13 protein-coding genes are annotated in these 15,537 nt (G+C 58.2%); 5 read left to right on the plus strand and 8 right to left on the minus strand.

Translation table 11 applies throughout. The annotated features are described in order from the left end of the window. The first annotated feature begins 58 nt into the window (after nucleotides 1-58). From hemB to ACR0NE_RS06185, 4 genes are all read left to right on the plus strand, one after another. The gene (gene hemB, locus ACR0NE_RS06170) at nucleotides 59-1,057 is read left to right on the plus strand and encodes a porphobilinogen synthase (RefSeq protein ID WP_170595459.1); all 999 of its coding nucleotides are present in this window, start codon (nucleotides 59-61) and stop codon (nucleotides 1,055-1,057) included. Between the two features lie 143 nt (nucleotides 1,058-1,200). Continuing rightward, nucleotides 1,201-1,773 carry a lipid-binding SYLF domain-containing protein gene (locus ACR0NE_RS06175; RefSeq protein ID WP_170396874.1) on the plus strand — a complete coding sequence of 191 codons (573 nt, stop codon included), beginning with the start codon at nucleotides 1,201-1,203 and terminating at the stop codon, nucleotides 1,771-1,773. A gap of 165 nt (nucleotides 1,774-1,938) precedes the next feature. Continuing rightward, nucleotides 1,939-4,401, plus strand: a complete 2,463-nt coding sequence (locus ACR0NE_RS06180) for a penicillin acylase family protein (RefSeq protein WP_170567136.1) — start codon at nucleotides 1,939-1,941, stop codon at nucleotides 4,399-4,401. Nucleotides 4,402-4,504: 103 nt separating this feature from the next. Further along, nucleotides 4,505-4,900 carry a nuclear transport factor 2 family protein gene (locus ACR0NE_RS06185; RefSeq protein WP_170396870.1) on the plus strand — a complete coding sequence of 132 codons (396 nt, stop codon included), beginning with the start codon at nucleotides 4,505-4,507 and terminating at the stop codon, nucleotides 4,898-4,900. Here ACR0NE_RS06185 and hflX read toward each other — a convergent pair. The 4 genes from hflX to trkA form a co-directional block, all read right to left on the minus strand. Then, nucleotides 4,897-6,168, minus strand: a complete 1,272-nt coding sequence (hflX, locus tag ACR0NE_RS06190; RefSeq protein ID WP_170509611.1) for a GTPase HflX — start codon at nucleotides 6,166-6,168, stop codon at nucleotides 4,897-4,899. The two genes, ACR0NE_RS06185 and hflX, sit on opposite strands and share 4 nt — an antisense overlap. After that, nucleotides 6,168-6,407, minus strand: a complete 240-nt coding sequence (hfq, locus tag ACR0NE_RS06195; RefSeq protein WP_005982826.1) for an RNA chaperone Hfq — start codon at nucleotides 6,405-6,407, stop codon at nucleotides 6,168-6,170. The genes hflX and hfq overlap by 1 nt, the downstream gene beginning before the upstream one ends. Nucleotides 6,408-6,538: 131 nt before the next feature. Continuing rightward, complete coding sequence (locus ACR0NE_RS06200; RefSeq protein ID WP_170595457.1) at nucleotides 6,539-8,080, minus strand: potassium transporter TrkG; 1,542 nt, start codon at nucleotides 8,078-8,080, stop codon at nucleotides 6,539-6,541. Then, nucleotides 8,080-9,456 carry a Trk system potassium transporter TrkA gene (gene trkA, locus ACR0NE_RS06205; RefSeq protein ID WP_170396865.1) on the minus strand — a complete coding sequence of 459 codons (1,377 nt, stop codon included), beginning with the start codon at nucleotides 9,454-9,456 and terminating at the stop codon, nucleotides 8,080-8,082. Before trkA ends, ACR0NE_RS06200 begins: the two co-directional genes overlap by 1 nt. Nucleotides 9,457-9,552: 96 nt before the next feature. On the opposite strand from trkA, the gene ACR0NE_RS06210 reads away from it, so the two are divergent. Next, nucleotides 9,553-10,032, plus strand: coding sequence for a hypothetical protein (locus ACR0NE_RS06210; protein WP_170406102.1), 480 nt, complete (start codon nucleotides 9,553-9,555; stop codon nucleotides 10,030-10,032). Here ACR0NE_RS06210 and ACR0NE_RS06215 read toward each other — a convergent pair. From ACR0NE_RS06215 to ACR0NE_RS06230, 4 genes are read right to left on the minus strand one after another with little or no spacing between them, the layout of a single operon-like run. After that, nucleotides 9,997-11,190 (minus strand): MFS transporter, encoded by a 1,194-nt coding sequence (locus ACR0NE_RS06215; protein WP_170595455.1) that lies wholly within the window; start codon nucleotides 11,188-11,190, stop codon nucleotides 9,997-9,999. The two genes, ACR0NE_RS06210 and ACR0NE_RS06215, sit on opposite strands and share 36 nt — an antisense overlap. Nucleotides 11,191-11,233: 43 nt before the next feature. After that, nucleotides 11,234-11,824, minus strand: coding sequence for a helix-turn-helix domain-containing protein (locus ACR0NE_RS06220; protein WP_170595453.1), 591 nt, complete (start codon nucleotides 11,822-11,824; stop codon nucleotides 11,234-11,236). Beyond that, nucleotides 11,821-13,230: a nitrogen assimilation response regulator NtrX gene (gene ntrX / locus ACR0NE_RS06225; protein WP_170396856.1), complete on the minus strand. Its 1,410-nt coding sequence runs from the start codon at nucleotides 13,228-13,230 to the stop codon at nucleotides 11,821-11,823. The genes ACR0NE_RS06220 and ntrX overlap by 4 nt, the downstream gene beginning before the upstream one ends. Next, on the minus strand, nucleotides 13,227-15,452 hold the full coding sequence (locus ACR0NE_RS06230; protein WP_480459428.1) for a sensor histidine kinase NtrY-like: 2,226 nt from the start codon (nucleotides 15,450-15,452) through the stop codon (nucleotides 13,227-13,229). The genes ntrX and ACR0NE_RS06230 overlap by 4 nt, the downstream gene beginning before the upstream one ends. Between the last annotated feature and the right edge of the window lie 85 nt (nucleotides 15,453-15,537).

Raw genomic sequence — 15,537 nt, forward strand, 5'->3', positions numbered from 1 at the left:
CTTGAGACCACCGGGAATTCATGCCACCCAATGCGCAATTGTTCAAGGAGAGTGCGCCATGAAACCGACTATCGCCCCATATCCCCGGACCCGTTTCCGCCGGGCCCGCCAATCTGAGGCGATCCGGGGTCTGGTGCGCGAGAACACCTTGACCGTGAATGACTTTATCTGGCCTGTTTTTGTGCGCGACGGTGAAAATATCGAAGAACCCGTCCCGTCGATGCCCGGGGTCGTGCGACGCTCGGTCGACCTGATCGCCAAAGCCGCGGTTGAAGCGCAAGCCCTTGGTATTACTGCAATATGTATTTTCCCGTACACCGATCCGAGCCTGAAAACCGAAGATTGTGCCGAGGCCTGGAACCCCGACAACCTGTCCAACCGCGCCATTCGTGCAATTAAGACTGCTGCGCCCGAAATCGCGGTGATGACGGATGTGGCCCTGGACCCCTACAACATCAACGGCCATGACGGCTATGTGGTCGATGGCGAGATTGTGAATGACCAGACTGTTGAGGCGCTGGTGAAAATGACGCTGGCGCAGGCCGAAGCCGGAGCTGACATCATCGGCCCGTCCGACATGATGGATGGCCGTATCGGCGCCATGCGCAGTGCACTTGAGTCGGCTGGTCACCACAATGTCATGATCCTGAGTTATGCCGCCAAATATGCCAGCGCTTTCTACGGCCCGTTCCGCGACGCCGTTGGGGCATCAGGCGCTCTGACCGGTGACAAGAAGACCTATCAGATGGACCCTGCCAACTCGAACGAGGCCCTGCGTCTGATCGAGCGTGACCTGACCGAGGGTGCAGATATGGTCATGATCAAACCGGGGATGCCATACTTGGATATCTGCCGACGGGTCAAAGACAGCTTCGGTGCGCCGACCTATGCCTATCAAGTGTCTGGCGAATACGCGATGATCCAAGCCGCTGCACAAAACGGTTGGATCGACGGCGAAAAGGTGATGCTGGAAAGCCTGCTGGCCTTCAAGCGCGCAGGGTGTGACGGCATCCTGACCTATTTTGCACCCGAAGCCGCGCGCATCCTGCAGGGCTAACACCTCAGATTGTCGCAATTTTTCGCCGATTTGCTGCGTGCGCAGCACAGCTTTCCCGTGACAGGCCGGTGCAATCGGCGTATTCTTGCAGACAAGATCGGGAACACCCGACATATCAGGCACATACACAGAGACAGAGAAACATGAGCAGTTCAAACTCCCCCCGACTTAGCCGTCGCGGTTTTGCTTTTGGCATGGCCGGACTGACGCTGACCGCCGCTTGCGGCAACGGCGTTGGCAACTCCAACGCCGTCACACTCGACGCGCGCGTCGACGCGACACTGAACGAGATGTACAGCAAGTATCCCAACACCGTTGAGATTGCCAACAAGGCCAACGGAATGTTGGTCATGCCACTGATTACAGATGCCGGATTTATCTTTGGTGGCGCCTATGGTCAGGGTGCACTGCGTATTCAGGGCGCGACGGTCGACTATTATTCCGCCATCTCCGGTACTGCGGGCCTGCAGATCGGCGCACAGCAATATGCGCATGTTCTGTTCTTTATGACCGAAGAGGCCTTGAACGATTTCCGCCGCTCCAGCGGTTGGACGGCTGGTGCAGATATCGGATACGTCGTCGACGCGACCGGAGAATCCTTGTCGACCGACACCACTCAGTTGCGCAAACCCGTGCTGGCCGCAGTCTTTGGACAAGCGGGTCTGAAGTTCGGCGCGACGGTCGAAGGCACCAAATATACGCGCATCATCCCCTAAGACCCAAGATACCACCCTCCCCCCTCTGACGAGCCCCGCTACATCTTGTGGCGGGGCTCCGAGTTTTCGCGGTTTTCCACAAATTCCAGTGGCATTCCTCTTTCGGTCGGGCGGAGGTTCCAGTAACCTTGGCGCAAATGACCGCATAGAATTCTCGGGGGACAGATGGGCCTGGTTTTTCGCTGGCTGGTGAGACTTACGACAGGCCTGATCCTGCTGGCAATCGCTGCTGTGGGGTTGGTCTACTTTCTGGCCAGCCAATCCCTGCCTGAATACAATCAAACCCTTGAAGTTGAAGGAATAACTGCCCCTGTCGAGATCGTTCGCGACACTGCAAATGTGCCGCATATACTGGGCCAGTCCGACCCGGACGTGTTCTTTGGTCTGGGCTATGCCCATGCACAAGACAGGCTGTGGCAGATGACCATTCTGCGTCGGACTGCACAGGGCCGCTTGTCCGAAGTGTTCGGCCAGCGCACGGTAGCCATCGACAAATTACTACGTCGTTTCGATCTTTACGGGCTCGCCCATCGCTCAGTCGAGTTTCAGGACGACTATACCAAGGCCGCGCTTCGCGCTTATTCCGCAGGGATCAATGCTCGGCTTACCGAGATCAACGAACAGGCGCTTGGACGTGGTGCCCCCGAGATGTTCCTGTTCAACGCCCCCGTTCCCCCATGGCAGCCGGGCGACAGCGTAGCGATTATCAAGCTGATGAGCCTGCAGCTTTCCGGCCATCTTGCTGATGAAGTGTTGCGCGCACGCACATCGCTGATGCTGGATAATCCCGCACGGCTGGCCGACATTCTGCCCGACGTCCCCGGCCCCGGTATTGCCGCGCTGCCCGAGTATGCTGATCTGTTTCCAGACCTTCCGCGCTATGCCCAAGGCACCCCGATGCCCGACACGCCGCTGTCGCCTTTCCCGCAGCGCGGGCTGGCAGGTGCGTCAAATGCGTGGACCGCCGCGCCGTCCCGATCGGCCAGCGGTGGCACGTTGCTGGCAAACGATCCGCATCTGGGCCTCACCGCCCCGGGTATCTGGTATCTGGCGCGGCTGGAACTGGCCAAAGGCGGCGTTATCGGTGCAACCATTCCAGGCGTACCGGCAATCTCAGCCGGACGGAGTGAGCGCTTGGGCTGGGGCCTTACCTCATCCTATCTGGACGATCAGGACGTTCACATCGAACAACTGAACCCCGACAATCCCGAAGAATACCTTACCCCAGACGGCTACAAACGCTTTCAGACCCGCCCTTCGATTATCGAGATCAAAGACGCCGCCCCAATTACCCTGACCCTGCGCTGGACGGAGAATGGCCCGGTTCTGCCGGGCACGCATTATGATCTGGAAACCATCACACCACCGGGCCATGTCGCGTCTCTGTCGTGGAGCGCGCTAAGCCCCCGCGATACATCCATGAGCGCCTCTTTGGCGCTGATGAATGCCGATTCAGTTCGAGACGCCATCGACGCGGCCGAGGACTATATTGCCCCTTCGCAAAACTTGTCGCTTGTCGATAAAGACACGATCGGCATGAAACTGGTCGGCGCTATGCCCCGGCGCGATCTGAACAATCAAAGCCGAGGCCGTATTCCCACCCCCGGCTGGCTGGAACGGAACCGTTGGCAGGGCCGCCTGCCCTATTCAGACAATCCTGAATTCGTGGCCCCGGTCGGCGGAGTTCTGGGTAACACCAACAACAAGATTATCGACCGGCCCTTCCCGCGCCATGTGTCGTACGAGTGGGGCGACACCCAGCGGGTCAATCGCTGGGAACGCCTGATGCAATCGCGCGAGGTACATACGCGTGACAGTTTTATCGAAGCGCAGTTAGACACGGTTAGCTTTACAGCGCGATCACTACTTCCTCTGATCGGCGCCGACCTCTGGTTTACCGGTGAGTCGGCACCCGAAGGCACGCCCGAACGGCAGCGTCAGATCGCGCTGGATCTGCTGGCCAACTGGAACGGTGAGATGAACGAGCATCTGCCGGAACCCCTGATCTACGCCGCATGGTTGCGCGCGCTGCAAATCCGCCTGATCTCGGACGAACTTGGCCCGCTGGCTGCCGAATACAAGCATGTCGAGCCGCTGTTTATCGAGCGGGTGTATCGCGATATCGACGGTGCCTCGGTCTGGTGCGACGTGGTTCAGAGCGCGCCCGTAGAAAATTGCACCGACATGGCACGACTGGCCCTGGATGACGCGATCATTTGGATTTCCGAGCGCTATGGCCCCGCACTCGAATCTTTACGCTGGGGCGATGCGCATCAGGCCACCCAGGACCACCCTGCGCTGGGCCAGGTTCCGGTGCTGCGGTTTTTCGTCAACATCCGCCAATCCACCAGCGGTGGCGATAACACACTGCTGCGCGGGCGCACGTCAGGCGAAGGACCGGACCCGTTCCAGAATGTGCATGGCGCAGGTTATCGTGGCGTCTACGATTTTGCGGACCCCGATAGTTCGGTTTTCATCACCGCAACTGGCCAGTCAGGCCATTTCCTATCTCGCTATTATGACGATCAGGCCCAACTATGGCGGCGCGGAGAATACATCCCTATGTCGCTGGATATCGGGCTTGCCCGTGCAGCGGCAGTTGGTGTGACCGTCCTGAACCCGCGCTGATCTGATCGGCAAATCCCCGCCCCTTTTTGATCCTCGCGTGGCGCACCCCTTCGTTATCGCCTAAACTCGTCTGGCCGTCGCATTGCACGAAGGGGGAAAATGCATGGGCAGCTTTCGAGACACCTTAAACAATCTCGCACGCGATTATGCGATCGCCTGGAGCTCAGGCGATCCCGACTTGGTCGCCAGTTTTTTCGCCCCCGAAGGTCAGATCAGCATCAATCGCGGTGAGCCCCTGCGCGGCCATGCCGAAATCGCTGAAATGGCCCGCGGGTTCTATGCAGAATTCCCCGATCTTGAGGTGCGTTGCGATATGATGCGTTGGGCCGGAGGGCATGCCATTTTTGTCTGGACCCTCGAAGGCCATCACGCCGAGACCGGCAACCGTGTCGTTACACGCGGCTGGGAAGAGTGGGAGCTTTCAAAGGACAACAAGGTGCTATCATCGCTTGGGTGGTTCGATGCAGAGGATTACCAGCGCCAGATAGACGGTACCTAGAACGCCGCGAAGCGGGACGCCTGCTTGTCAGTCCAGAGCACCGTGATCTCGAACCCCTCTTCGGTCTGATCTTCAGACCTGACCACATCCTGACGATAGAGCCACGCGCGTTTGTCACCATCGGCAAAGCCCAGTTTCAGGATAGTCTCATGCCGCGCGCCCTGCAGGATCGTGGCGATTTCAGACAGCAGCGGATCAACACCTTCGCCCGTTACGGCCGATATGGCAAAGATCGCCGGATCACGCTCGGCCCGGGCAAGCGCGGCTTCGCGGTCTTCCGGGCTCAGCAGATCGATCTTGTTCCAAACCTCCAACCGGGGGCGACTGTCCTCGACACCCAAAGAGTTCAGGATCGCCTCGACATCCCGTGCCTGTGCCTCGGTTTCTTCATGGCTGATATCGCGGACATGCACGACCAGATCAGCCCCCAGAACCTCTTCCAGCGTGGCGCGGAAGGCCGCAACCAGTTCCGTGGGCAAGTTCGAGATGAAACCCACGGTATCGGACAGGATCACCTCGGGGCCATCCGGCAGCTCAACCCGCCGCATGGTTGGGTCCAGCGTGGCGAACAGCATGTCTTTTGCCATCACCTCGGCCCCGGTTAGGCTGTTGAACAGCGTGGATTTCCCGGCGTTTGTATAGCCAACAAGTGCAACAATCGGGTATGGAACCTTCGCGCGCGCTGCGCGGTGTAAGGTGCGGGTCTTCACCACTTTTTGCAATTGGCGGCGCAGGCGGACCAGTTGTTCATCAATGGCACGCCGGTCGGCCTCGATCTGAGTTTCACCGGGACCACCCACAAACCCAAGGCCACCGCGCTGACGTTCCAGGTGGGTCCAGGCCCGAACCAGTCGCGTACGCTGATAGCTAAGCGCGGCCATCTCAACTTGCAGCACACCTTCGCGGGTACGCGCACGGTCGCTGAATATTTCCAGAATCAAACCGGTCCGGTCGAGGATTTTGACCTTCCACGCTTTTTCCAGATTGCGCTGCTGAACCGGAGTCACTGGCCCGTCGATCAGAACCAGCTCGATCTCATTGTCGTGGAGGCGTTCGGCCAGTTCCTCGATCTTGCCGCTGCCGAACAGAAAACCAGCCTGCGCGCGCGGTAGGCGCACTATTTCGGAACCGACCACATCCAGATCGGGCAAAGCGGCAGCGAGTGCCACCGCCTCTTCCAGCGCTGGTTCGGGGACACGGCGCTGTTCATCTGATTTGATTTCGGGATGCAGCACCCAAGCCCGGGTGTGCGCCCTCTCATGTTCCATCAAGAGGCGTCTTCGCCCTCATACAGGTTGATCGGCTGTGACGGCATGATGGTCGAAATCGCATGCTTGTACACCAACTGCGACTGTCCGTCGCGGCGCAGCAGCACGCAGAAGTTATCGAACCAGGTGATTACACCCTGCAATTTCACACCGTTGATCAGGAATATTGTGACCGGGACCTTTGCTTTCCGTACATTGTTCAGGAACGCGTCCTGCAGATTCTGTCTGTCCGAAGCCATATTTTGTTATCTCGCCATTGTTCTTGCTACGCGCTGCGGACCAACGCGCTCCCTCCGGCAGAGTATGGAGTGCCGCGCACAGATATTCCAGATGAAAAATCAGGCAGTAACACCAGGTGCCTGACGCAGGGTCAATCGCGCCACAGCGTTGGCGTAATCAGTGCCACGATCGCCAGAGTTTCCAACCGCCCGATCACCATCGCCGCGCAGACCGTCAACTTGGCCCCGCTGGAAAGATCAATCAGACGTATGGGCACATCCGTTGCCAATTCAATCAACGGCCCCGTGGTGCTGAGTGCGGCAACGCTGAGCAGCATGGCCTGTTCAAAACCTACGCCCATAACGGCCAGCAACAAATCGAACAAGGCCAACGTCAGGGCGAACATCATCAGGAAGATCCAGGCGATGAAGGCACCGTCGCTTTGAATGCGGCGGTTGCCGCCACCCTCTCCGCTGACCGAAGAAGGATAGATCAGTCGGTCAATCTCGCGCTTGCCATTCAGATAGAGCGCAAAAACCCGCAACAGCTTTACCCCACCCGCAGTCGTCGCCACGCCTCCTCCGACCAGGGCTAGCCCCATCAGAATCAGGCCCGGTGTGCTCAAGCCCGACAATTGCTGCGCGTCGTTCCAGTTGGCGCTTTCAAATCCGGCCGTGGTCAGAAACGACATCGCCGTAAACATGAACCCCCAAAAAACGCCAAGTGCTTGCCGCACTTCGACGGCAATGTTCAGTTCGGCCGTTCCAGCCAAAAACCGGATGAACAGCAGCACAGCGACCGCCAGCACAATGAAGATGCCAATCCTAAATTCTGGGTCTTTGTCCAGCCGCGAATACCCTGAGGTCGCTGTATCGGTCGAAAAGGTCAGCCGCGACAGGGCAAAGAACAGGAACAGGAACAGGATCGCCTCGCCAGTGATTCCTGCGGTCGATCCTTCCAATCCACCGACGGGTGATATGCCGGAAGTCGCAATCACTGACATCGCGTGGCTCACGGCAGTAAGCCCTTGCTCACCTGCGATCAACAGCAGGATCCAGATCACAGCTGTCAAACCCGCATAGACGGGTGCCAAAGTGCGCGACACGCGGATCAGATGGCCGCGTGGATCGGACTTCTCGCTCTGTGCCACGCCCGAGACGGGACGCCCTGGTTGCCCCCGGGCTGTGACTTCGAAACCGCCCAACGACAAGGGTGCCAGAATCGCGGCCGCCGAGATCCACATCAGCAATCCGCCCATCCAACCGACCAACGCGCGCCATAAGTGCAACGGCGCCGAAAGGCGTGCGTGATCGGGGAACAGATCAGCGCCGGTTGTGGTCAGCGCGCTGACCATATCGAAATAGGCGTTCAGGAAGCTGGTTGTCCCCAGCGCATCATGAAACGGAATAGCAAGAAATATCGGCAGTACGGTAAAGGCGGCCAGCAGAACCGCCAATTGGCCAAGCGTTCCCCGCCGTGGTCGTCGGTTCGACATGGCCAGAGCTATGATCGACACCGCAAAAACACCCAGCAATCCGGAATAGAAGAATGACCGTGAGGTGGCGTGATCATCCAGCGCCAGCGCATAAACTGCGGGTATCCACATTGCCAGCGACACGATACCCCAGATCATCAGCAGCAGCGGCAATCGCCGCAATACTCCGATCCGTTGCTGTCCGCGTGCTTGCAACATCAGAAGAAATCGATTGAAACCTGCATCAGACGCTCAACCTCGGGCACGTCTTTGGCCATTGCAAAGATCGCCACCACGTCTTTCTCGTCGATGCGCAGGCTGCCGGTCGGGCGCAGAACCTCGTCACCTTTGCGTACTGCGCCGACCAGAACGCCTTCTGGGAAATCGATGTCGCGCAGTTTTTGTCCAGCCATGGGCGAGGTTGATAGCACTTCGGCCTCGATTACCTCGGCCTCGGCATCACCAATGGAATACACCTGACGCACGCGCCCGTGCCGAATGTGACGCAGGATCGAACTGACAGTGGTGGCGCGCGGGTTAATATATGCGTCAATCCCCAGCGGTCCCATCAAGGCGACCATGCTGGGGTCGTTGATCAGGGCGATGGCCAGTGGACAACCCTCTCCCTTGGCGCGTACCGCGGCCAGCATGTTGGTGCGATCGTCATCCGTGACCGCCAACATCGCGTCGGCGCGCTCAATCCCTGCTTCGCTCAGCAAAGATGAATCAAGGCCGTCGCCGTTCAGAACAATGGTCCGCTCCAATGCTTCGGCAGCGATTTCGGCGCATTTGCGGTCACGCTCGATAATCTTGGCCCGCACCCGGCTTTCGCGCTCTTCCAGTGTGCGGGCCACTTCCAACCCGACATTACCGCCACCGACGATCACCACACGATCTTGCTTACGCTGAGCCTTGCCGAACACCTCCATCGTACGTTCAACGTCCTTGACGCTGGTGAAGACGTAGCATTCGTCGCCTACAAACAGCTGATCCTCGGATTCCGGTGCAAACAGCGTCCCTTCGCGGCGCACACCAACCACAATCGAGCTGAGCGTTGAAAACAGGTCGGTCAATTGTCGCAGCGGTGTGTTGACGATGGGGCAGTCCTCCTCGACCCGAATGCCCAGCAGCTGCGCCTTTCCATCCATGAATATCTCGGTATCGAAAGCAGAAGGTGCCGAAAGACGGCGCATCGCTGCGGCGGCAACTTCGCGTTCCGGGCTGATCACTACATCAATGGGCAGATGATCGCGGCGGTAGAGATCGGAATGGATTGCTTCAAGATAGGATTTCGACCGCAAACGCGCGATCTTGCGCTGGATCGAAAAAACCGAATGCGCCATCTGGCAGGTGACCATATTCACCTCATCCGAATGTGTCGCGGCGATGATCATATCGGCATCCCGCGCCCCTGCCCGATCCAGCACATCCGGATAACTGGCGAAACCGGCGATCCCCTGCACGTCCAGCGTCTCGGTCGCGCGACGTACCAGATCGGGATTGTTGTCGACCACCGTCACATCGTTCAGTTCGCCCGAAAGGTGACGCGCAATCTGCCAGCCGACTTGACCGGCACCGCATATGATGACCTTCATGCTCTTGGCCTTTCTGCCTGAAATCTTTGAATGACAGATGCCCCCAAAGCGGTCAATTGAATTGTCATGCCTCCTAAGCTGCGCCAAAGTAAGCATATGAAAACCATTCTGCCTGCCCTGATTTGCCTGCTGACGCTGTCCGCCTGTGGTCCGCTTTCTTTGTATTATCGCGAAGGTGAGAGCGTCTCGCGGATGCAGACCGAGACCACGAACTGCCAGGTGCAGGCCCTCAAGGACGCCCCTGTCGCCAATCAGGTCCGGCAGAGCCCGCCAGTCTATTGGCCCGGGCGCACCTATTGCGATGGCCGAGGACGCTGCTATCGCAACCCCGGATGGTGGGAGCCCGGGCGGGTCTATACCGTCGACGTGAACCAGGGGCTGAGAAACAAGGTCGAGGCGCAGTGCATGGCCCAAAAGGGCTATCGCCCGGTCAGCCTTCCGCCTTGCAAACAGGGTGTCAAATCGCGGGTCACGCCCACGCGCACCACGACGCTCCCGCCGCTGAACAGCGCGTCCTGTTTCGTGAAATTTGACGACGGGTCATTTCAGATCATCACTCCGGGACAAGCCGGCTGATTTGCGACGCCGCGCCAGCAGCAGATGCGCTATGATCGCGATGCTATAGAACGCGGCGACGGCTACAAACATGCCAGCCTCATCGACGCCCAGCAATACCGCCAGCAATACCGGGGTTCCAAGCAGGTTTCCGGCATTGCCCATCTGCGCCATCGCACCATAACTCAGAGCTTGGGCTTCGGTGGTACCGTTTAGCTCTGGCACTGCGGCGAAGCTGCCGCCCTGTACAAGCCCGAGCACGGCAAACAAGGCGATACATCCGAACGTAAGGGGCGCCCCCAGAAACAATGCGATGATCGTCGCGATCCCCAGCACAAAGCCCAGATTGACGACGCTGACGCAGGACAGGACGGTCAACAGCAAGGGCACCAGCAGCCATGACAGTACAATCCCTGCCAGGGGCATAAGTGCTGCAATCGATGCACCCTGCCCTTCGGGTAAACGACCCGGCAGGATCGCTAACAGAGAAACAAATGTCAGCGTGTAAAAGAACCAGCCAATTGCCGGGGCCGAAATAAAGGGTGAGCGGTAGGTCCTGTTATGCACATCAAGGAAGGCGGAGAGCCCCCACCCGGTACCCTCCGTCTGGCCCATGTCGGTTTTCAGATTGCTAAGCGCGATCAGCGCGGCGATCAGCAGCATCAGACCCCCGTGCATGGCAAAATATGTGGGCAGTCCGAAACGATCGACGATGGGAAGCCCAACCCAAGCGTTTAATGCGAATGCAACGCCAAAGAATGTACTCCACAGCACCATGGAATTATACCGCGCCCGACCGGATGTGATCTGAGCAATCAGCGTTGGTGCCGCTACCACAATCGCTAGATGTGACAGCCCCTCAATCACCCGGCTGAGCAGCATCAGTTGAAAAACCGGCAAGCTTGCTTGCAGCAAAGATAATGCGCCGCCGAGCACCAGCCCTGATAGCAATAGACGATTTGGCCCAATACGCGCTGTGATCGCTCCGGATATCGCGCCCAAGGCAGCCCCCATTAGACTGATAATGGACAGCAACCAGCCGATCACGGCAGCATTGTCCGGGTACAACAGCCCCACATCAGAAAATGGTACGGCAATCTTTGCAAATTGGGTTGCCGCACCGAGGCCAGCAAACCAGATCAGCATGACCTGCAAGAATGTGCGAAAAGAGTCACTCATGCAGCCGGTCTATCGCGCCTAACCTGCCAGCGGAACGCATAAATTATGCGGTGACTTCGCGCCGCCCGCTGACCAGACGGACCGGAGTACCATCACCCAGATACAACCGCTCCCACACGATTTGCCCGGCGCTGATCCTGATTTGATCATGCACAGCCTCGGAAGTCAGAAACGCTTTGGGTGAAGGCGAATGCAAATCCCACCAGCCATCTTTCTGCAGTTCTGCTTCGGCTTGCCTGATCTCATCCGTTGCAAATTGCCAAAGCGAAACGCCCAGCAAGGCGCGCTGTGAGGTCTTCCAATCCCGCGCCCGGCTGCCCGAATAAGCAAGGCAGGTATGGCTGGCCTCTTCGACAAGGTGCAAGCACTCTGCCGAATGAACGACCAGACGTTTCAGCGCAGAATCCTGCACCCGAACCGGCCCCAACGCTGCAAAAACGGACTGTTGAATATGCGGCGATGGCGTTTGACCCCCGTTTTCCCACCGGGAAATCGTGGTTTGGTCGACTTCAATCAGATCTGCGAGGGCGGATTGCTTAAGTCCAACCGACCGCCGCAACCGCTTCAACCGTTTACCAAAGGCGGGAAAACCGATGGAAACGGCTGCGGTCTTTGTATTCGGCGCGGCACTCACTCTGCTGGTTCGGGCTCGTCAATCTGAGCCACCCGCGCACCGGATTTGTTCGAGGTCACGACGCCCAGCGACTTGAGCTTGCGGTGCAAGGCGCTGCGCTCCATGCCGACAAAACTGGCCGTGCGGCTTATGTTGCCACCAAACCGATTGATCTGGGTCAGCAAATATTCACGCTCGAACGCTTCGCGCGCCTCACGCAGCGGCAGCGTCGCCAGTGCGCCAGACAGTACCACGCGCCCGGACTCGTCGGATTTCTCTTCTTCGTTGGGCAACTCGCGGGCCTCGATCGGGCCAGTGCTGTCACCAAGGATCAGCACCCGCTCGATCAGGTTCTTCAGCTGACGCACATTGCCCGGCCATGTCATCGTTTGTAGCAAAGCAATAGCCTCATCCGACAGCTCGCGCATCGGCAGACCCTGTGTATCGTTGCACATCTCGATGAAATGTTGCGCCAGAACCGGGATGTCCTCTCGCCGTTCCTCCAGCGAGGGAACCGCAATCGGCACCACATTCAGCCGGTGATACAGTTCTTCGCGGAACCGTTCGGCGGCGATCTCTTCTTCCAGATCGCGGTTGGTCGAGGAAATGACCCGCAGATCAACCCGCACCTTGTCAGAGCCACCGACACGCTGGAATTGCTGATCAACCAACACGCGAAGAATCTTGGACTGCGTCCCCAGCGGCATGTCAGCGACTTCGTCGAAGTAGACAACGCCGCCATGCGCCTCTTCCAGCAGGCCTGACTCGATTCCGCGCTCAGACGATTCTCGTCCGAACAGAACTTCTTCAACCCTCTCAGGTTCAATCCCCGCACAATTGACCGTCACAAATGGGGCATTCGCCCGGTTGGAATGGGCATGGATATAGCGCGCGGCAATTTCCTTGCCCGACCCAGCCGGCCCGCTGAGCATAACCCGGCCATTCGACTTTGTTACCTTATCCAACTGCCCCTGCATCGCTCGGAACGACGCAGAATTGCCAATCATATCTGAACAGCTGACTTCCTGCCGCTTCAGCGAGGCATTCTCGCGACGCAGGCGCGAGGTTTCCATCGCACGGCGGATCACCACCATCAACTGGTCAATGTTAAAGGGCTTTTCGATAAAGTCGTAAGCCCCCTGCTTGATAGCCGCCACCGCAATCTCGATATTGCCATGTCCGGAAATGATCACCACCGGAACATCCGGGTTGTCCCGTTTTACAGCTTTCAGGATGTCGATCCCGTCCATTCGGCTGTCTTTCAGCCAGATATCCAAGATCAACAGTCCGGGAGGTTCAGCATTGATCGACGACATGCACTCGTCCGAGTTTGCCGCCAACCGGGTGGAATAGCCTTCGTCCTCCAGAATGTCGGACACCAATTCGCGAATATCGCGTTCGTCATCTACGATCAGAATGTCGCTCATCTTTGGCCTGCTTTCAGTTTGTTTGTTTTAATCGCCTGTTTTTCCGGCGCATTTGTCGGGCCGCCTGAGGCCCCGGGTAGACGAATGACAGCCATTGCGCCGAAATGGTCCTGTCCGTCGAATGTGGGCGCGTCTTCCAATGTCAGCGCTCCGCCATGTTCTTCGATGATCTTCTTTACAATGGGCAGGCCAAGGCCTGTGCCTTCGTCACGCGTAGTCACATAAGGTTCGAACAGCCGTGCCCTGTCCTCGGGCAGACCGATGCCATTGTCCGCAATGGTGATCTGCGTTCCTGCATCGTCAGTGGAGACTACGACTTTGATCTGAGGTTTCAGATTGTCCGGTGCGCCTTTTTCTTTCAGCGTTTCAATAGCCTCGCCCGCGTTCTTGATCAGGTTCGTCAACGCTTGGCTCAACATGGTCGAATCCACATCCGCCAAAATGGGCTGTTCAGGTAAATCCGCATCGATCTGAACATCAGGCTGACCCGCCTGCTGCAACAGAACCGCCTCACGCACTAGCGTCACGATATTCTCTTTGCGCCGTTCCGGTTCGGGCATGCGTGCGAATTTCGAGAACTCGTCAACAATCCGCCGCAGATCATTGGTCTGCCGCACGATCACGTCGGTCATTGATTCCAGGCTATCGCAATCGTCCTCGTCCAGCTTGCGCGAGAATTTACGTTTGATTCGCTCGGCGCTCAGTTGGATCGGTGTCAGCGGATTCTTGATCTCATGCGCAATGCGACGGGCCACATCACCCCACGCCGCCATGCGCTGCGCGCTTACCAGATCGGTCACGTCATCAAAGGCCACAACGTAGCCTTCCAGCCTTCCATCCTCGCCACGCCGCGTCGCCATGCGTACCAGTAAGTTCTCCAACCGGCCTTTGCGGGTTACCTTGATCTCCCCCTGGACCGCCTCTTGCCCGCTGTCCTTAAGGGCTTCGAACAAAGGCAAAAATTCGGGAACAGCGATGCCGATTGCCAGGTTCTGCTCTCCACCAGACCAGCCCAGAAGACGTTCGGCGGATCGGTTCACGAAGGTCACACAGCCCTCTGAATCAACGCCAACGACACCGGATGTCACCGAGCTTAGCACTGAATCAAATAGCCGCCTTCGACGTTCGATATGGCGAGTGTTTTCCAACAGCGTGTCGCGCTGCCCCTTCAACTGACGAGTCATCTGGTTGAAGTAGCGGCCCAGCATCGCGATTTCGTCGTCGCTGGCCTCTTCGATGACCTGAACACTAAGATCACCAGCACCAACGCGTTGCGCCGCCGTTGTCAGCCGTCCGACAGGGCGAGAAAGGCGTTCGGCGAACCACATGCCCAGCGACATCGCAGCCAGAATCAGGATCACAGCAAAGCCGAGATACAGAAGGCCGAATTCGAACAGGACCCTGCCCCGCTCGCTTTCCAGTTGGCTGTAGAACTGTGCTGTCTCTTTGGTTTCATCAAGCAAGGTCAGAAGCTGCCCATCAACCTCGCGACTGACATAAAGATACCGGTCAAGATAGGCATGCAAAGGAACAAGCGCGCGGAATTCGCTGTTCTCCCAATCGGCAATGATGGCCACGCCCTGATCATTGGCCTCGATCATCTCTTCGGGAGTTGGTGCCTCGTAGTCGAACAGGTAGGACCGATCACCGCGCGATCGGATTTCGGCGCTGCCATCGATCACATAGGCCTCGCGCAAACCGCGTTGTATCTGGGCCTGCCCCTGGGCCAGAACCTCTCGCAATTCGGCGTCTGAGACAAAATAATCCAACGATCGCGCGTTATCGAGGAAACGCGCCAGAACAACCGCATCCTGCGTCAGGCCCTCGCGGTGTTCCTGTTCGTAAGCTTCGGCTGCAGTTAGTGACGACCCAACCACCTGCCGCACACGGTCCGAGAACCAACCTTCAAGGCCGATATTCACCGTCAGCCCGGCGAAAATCGCCACCGTGACCGTCGGTACCAGAGCCAACAGCGTGAAAGCGCCGATCAGGCGCAGGTGAAGACGGGAGCCCGCAGATTTTGCGCGACGCGCGGCGATCAGACTGAACAATTGGCCCAACACCAGCGCAGCTACGACCAGCACGTAGACCAGATCAGCCAACAAAATCAGCCGCAGTGTCGGTGCCGCCGCGCCAAGATCAAAAGGGCCAATGACGAGATAGGTTGCAAGCGCCAGAACCGGGCCCAGCATAACCAATCCCAATGTACTGAAATTGCGCATCCTCCGGGACTTGCGCCACCGGTTGATCGATAGGATCGGCCCGTTCTGTGCCCGGGTTGCCACCGTCTGCCCTCATTCTGATGTG

The sequence above is a fragment of the Ruegeria sp. C9 genome (assembly GCF_056537585.1).

Excerpts from the sequence above, each read along its gene's own strand:
- hemB (WP_170595459.1), top strand. The coding sequence starts at position 59 with ATGAAACCGACTATCGCCCCATATCCCCGGACCCGTTTCCGCCGGGCC.
- ACR0NE_RS06175 (WP_170396874.1), top strand. The coding sequence starts at position 1,201 with ATGAGCAGTTCAAACTCCCCCCGACTTAGCCGTCGCGGTTTTGCTTTT.
- ACR0NE_RS06180 (WP_170567136.1), top strand. The coding sequence starts at position 1,939 with ATGGGCCTGGTTTTTCGCTGGCTGGTGAGACTTACGACAGGCCTGATC.
- ACR0NE_RS06185 (WP_170396870.1), top strand. The coding sequence starts at position 4,505 with ATGGGCAGCTTTCGAGACACCTTAAACAATCTCGCACGCGATTATGCG.
- hflX (WP_170509611.1), bottom strand. The coding sequence starts at position 6,168 with ATGGAACATGAGAGGGCGCACACCCGGGCTTGGGTGCTGCATCCCGAA.
- hfq (WP_005982826.1), bottom strand. The coding sequence starts at position 6,407 with ATGGCTTCGGACAGACAGAATCTGCAGGACGCGTTCCTGAACAATGTA.
- ACR0NE_RS06200 (WP_170595457.1), bottom strand. The coding sequence starts at position 8,080 with ATGTTGCAAGCACGCGGACAGCAACGGATCGGAGTATTGCGGCGATTG.
- trkA (WP_170396865.1), bottom strand. The coding sequence starts at position 9,456 with ATGAAGGTCATCATATGCGGTGCCGGTCAAGTCGGCTGGCAGATTGCG.
- ACR0NE_RS06210 (WP_170406102.1), top strand. The coding sequence starts at position 9,553 with ATGAAAACCATTCTGCCTGCCCTGATTTGCCTGCTGACGCTGTCCGCC.
- ACR0NE_RS06215 (WP_170595455.1), bottom strand. The coding sequence starts at position 11,190 with ATGAGTGACTCTTTTCGCACATTCTTGCAGGTCATGCTGATCTGGTTT.
- ntrX (WP_170396856.1), bottom strand. The coding sequence starts at position 13,230 with ATGAGCGACATTCTGATCGTAGATGACGAACGCGATATTCGCGAATTG.
- ACR0NE_RS06230 (WP_480459428.1), bottom strand. The coding sequence starts at position 15,452 with ATGCGCAATTTCAGTACATTGGGATTGGTTATGCTGGGCCCGGTTCTG.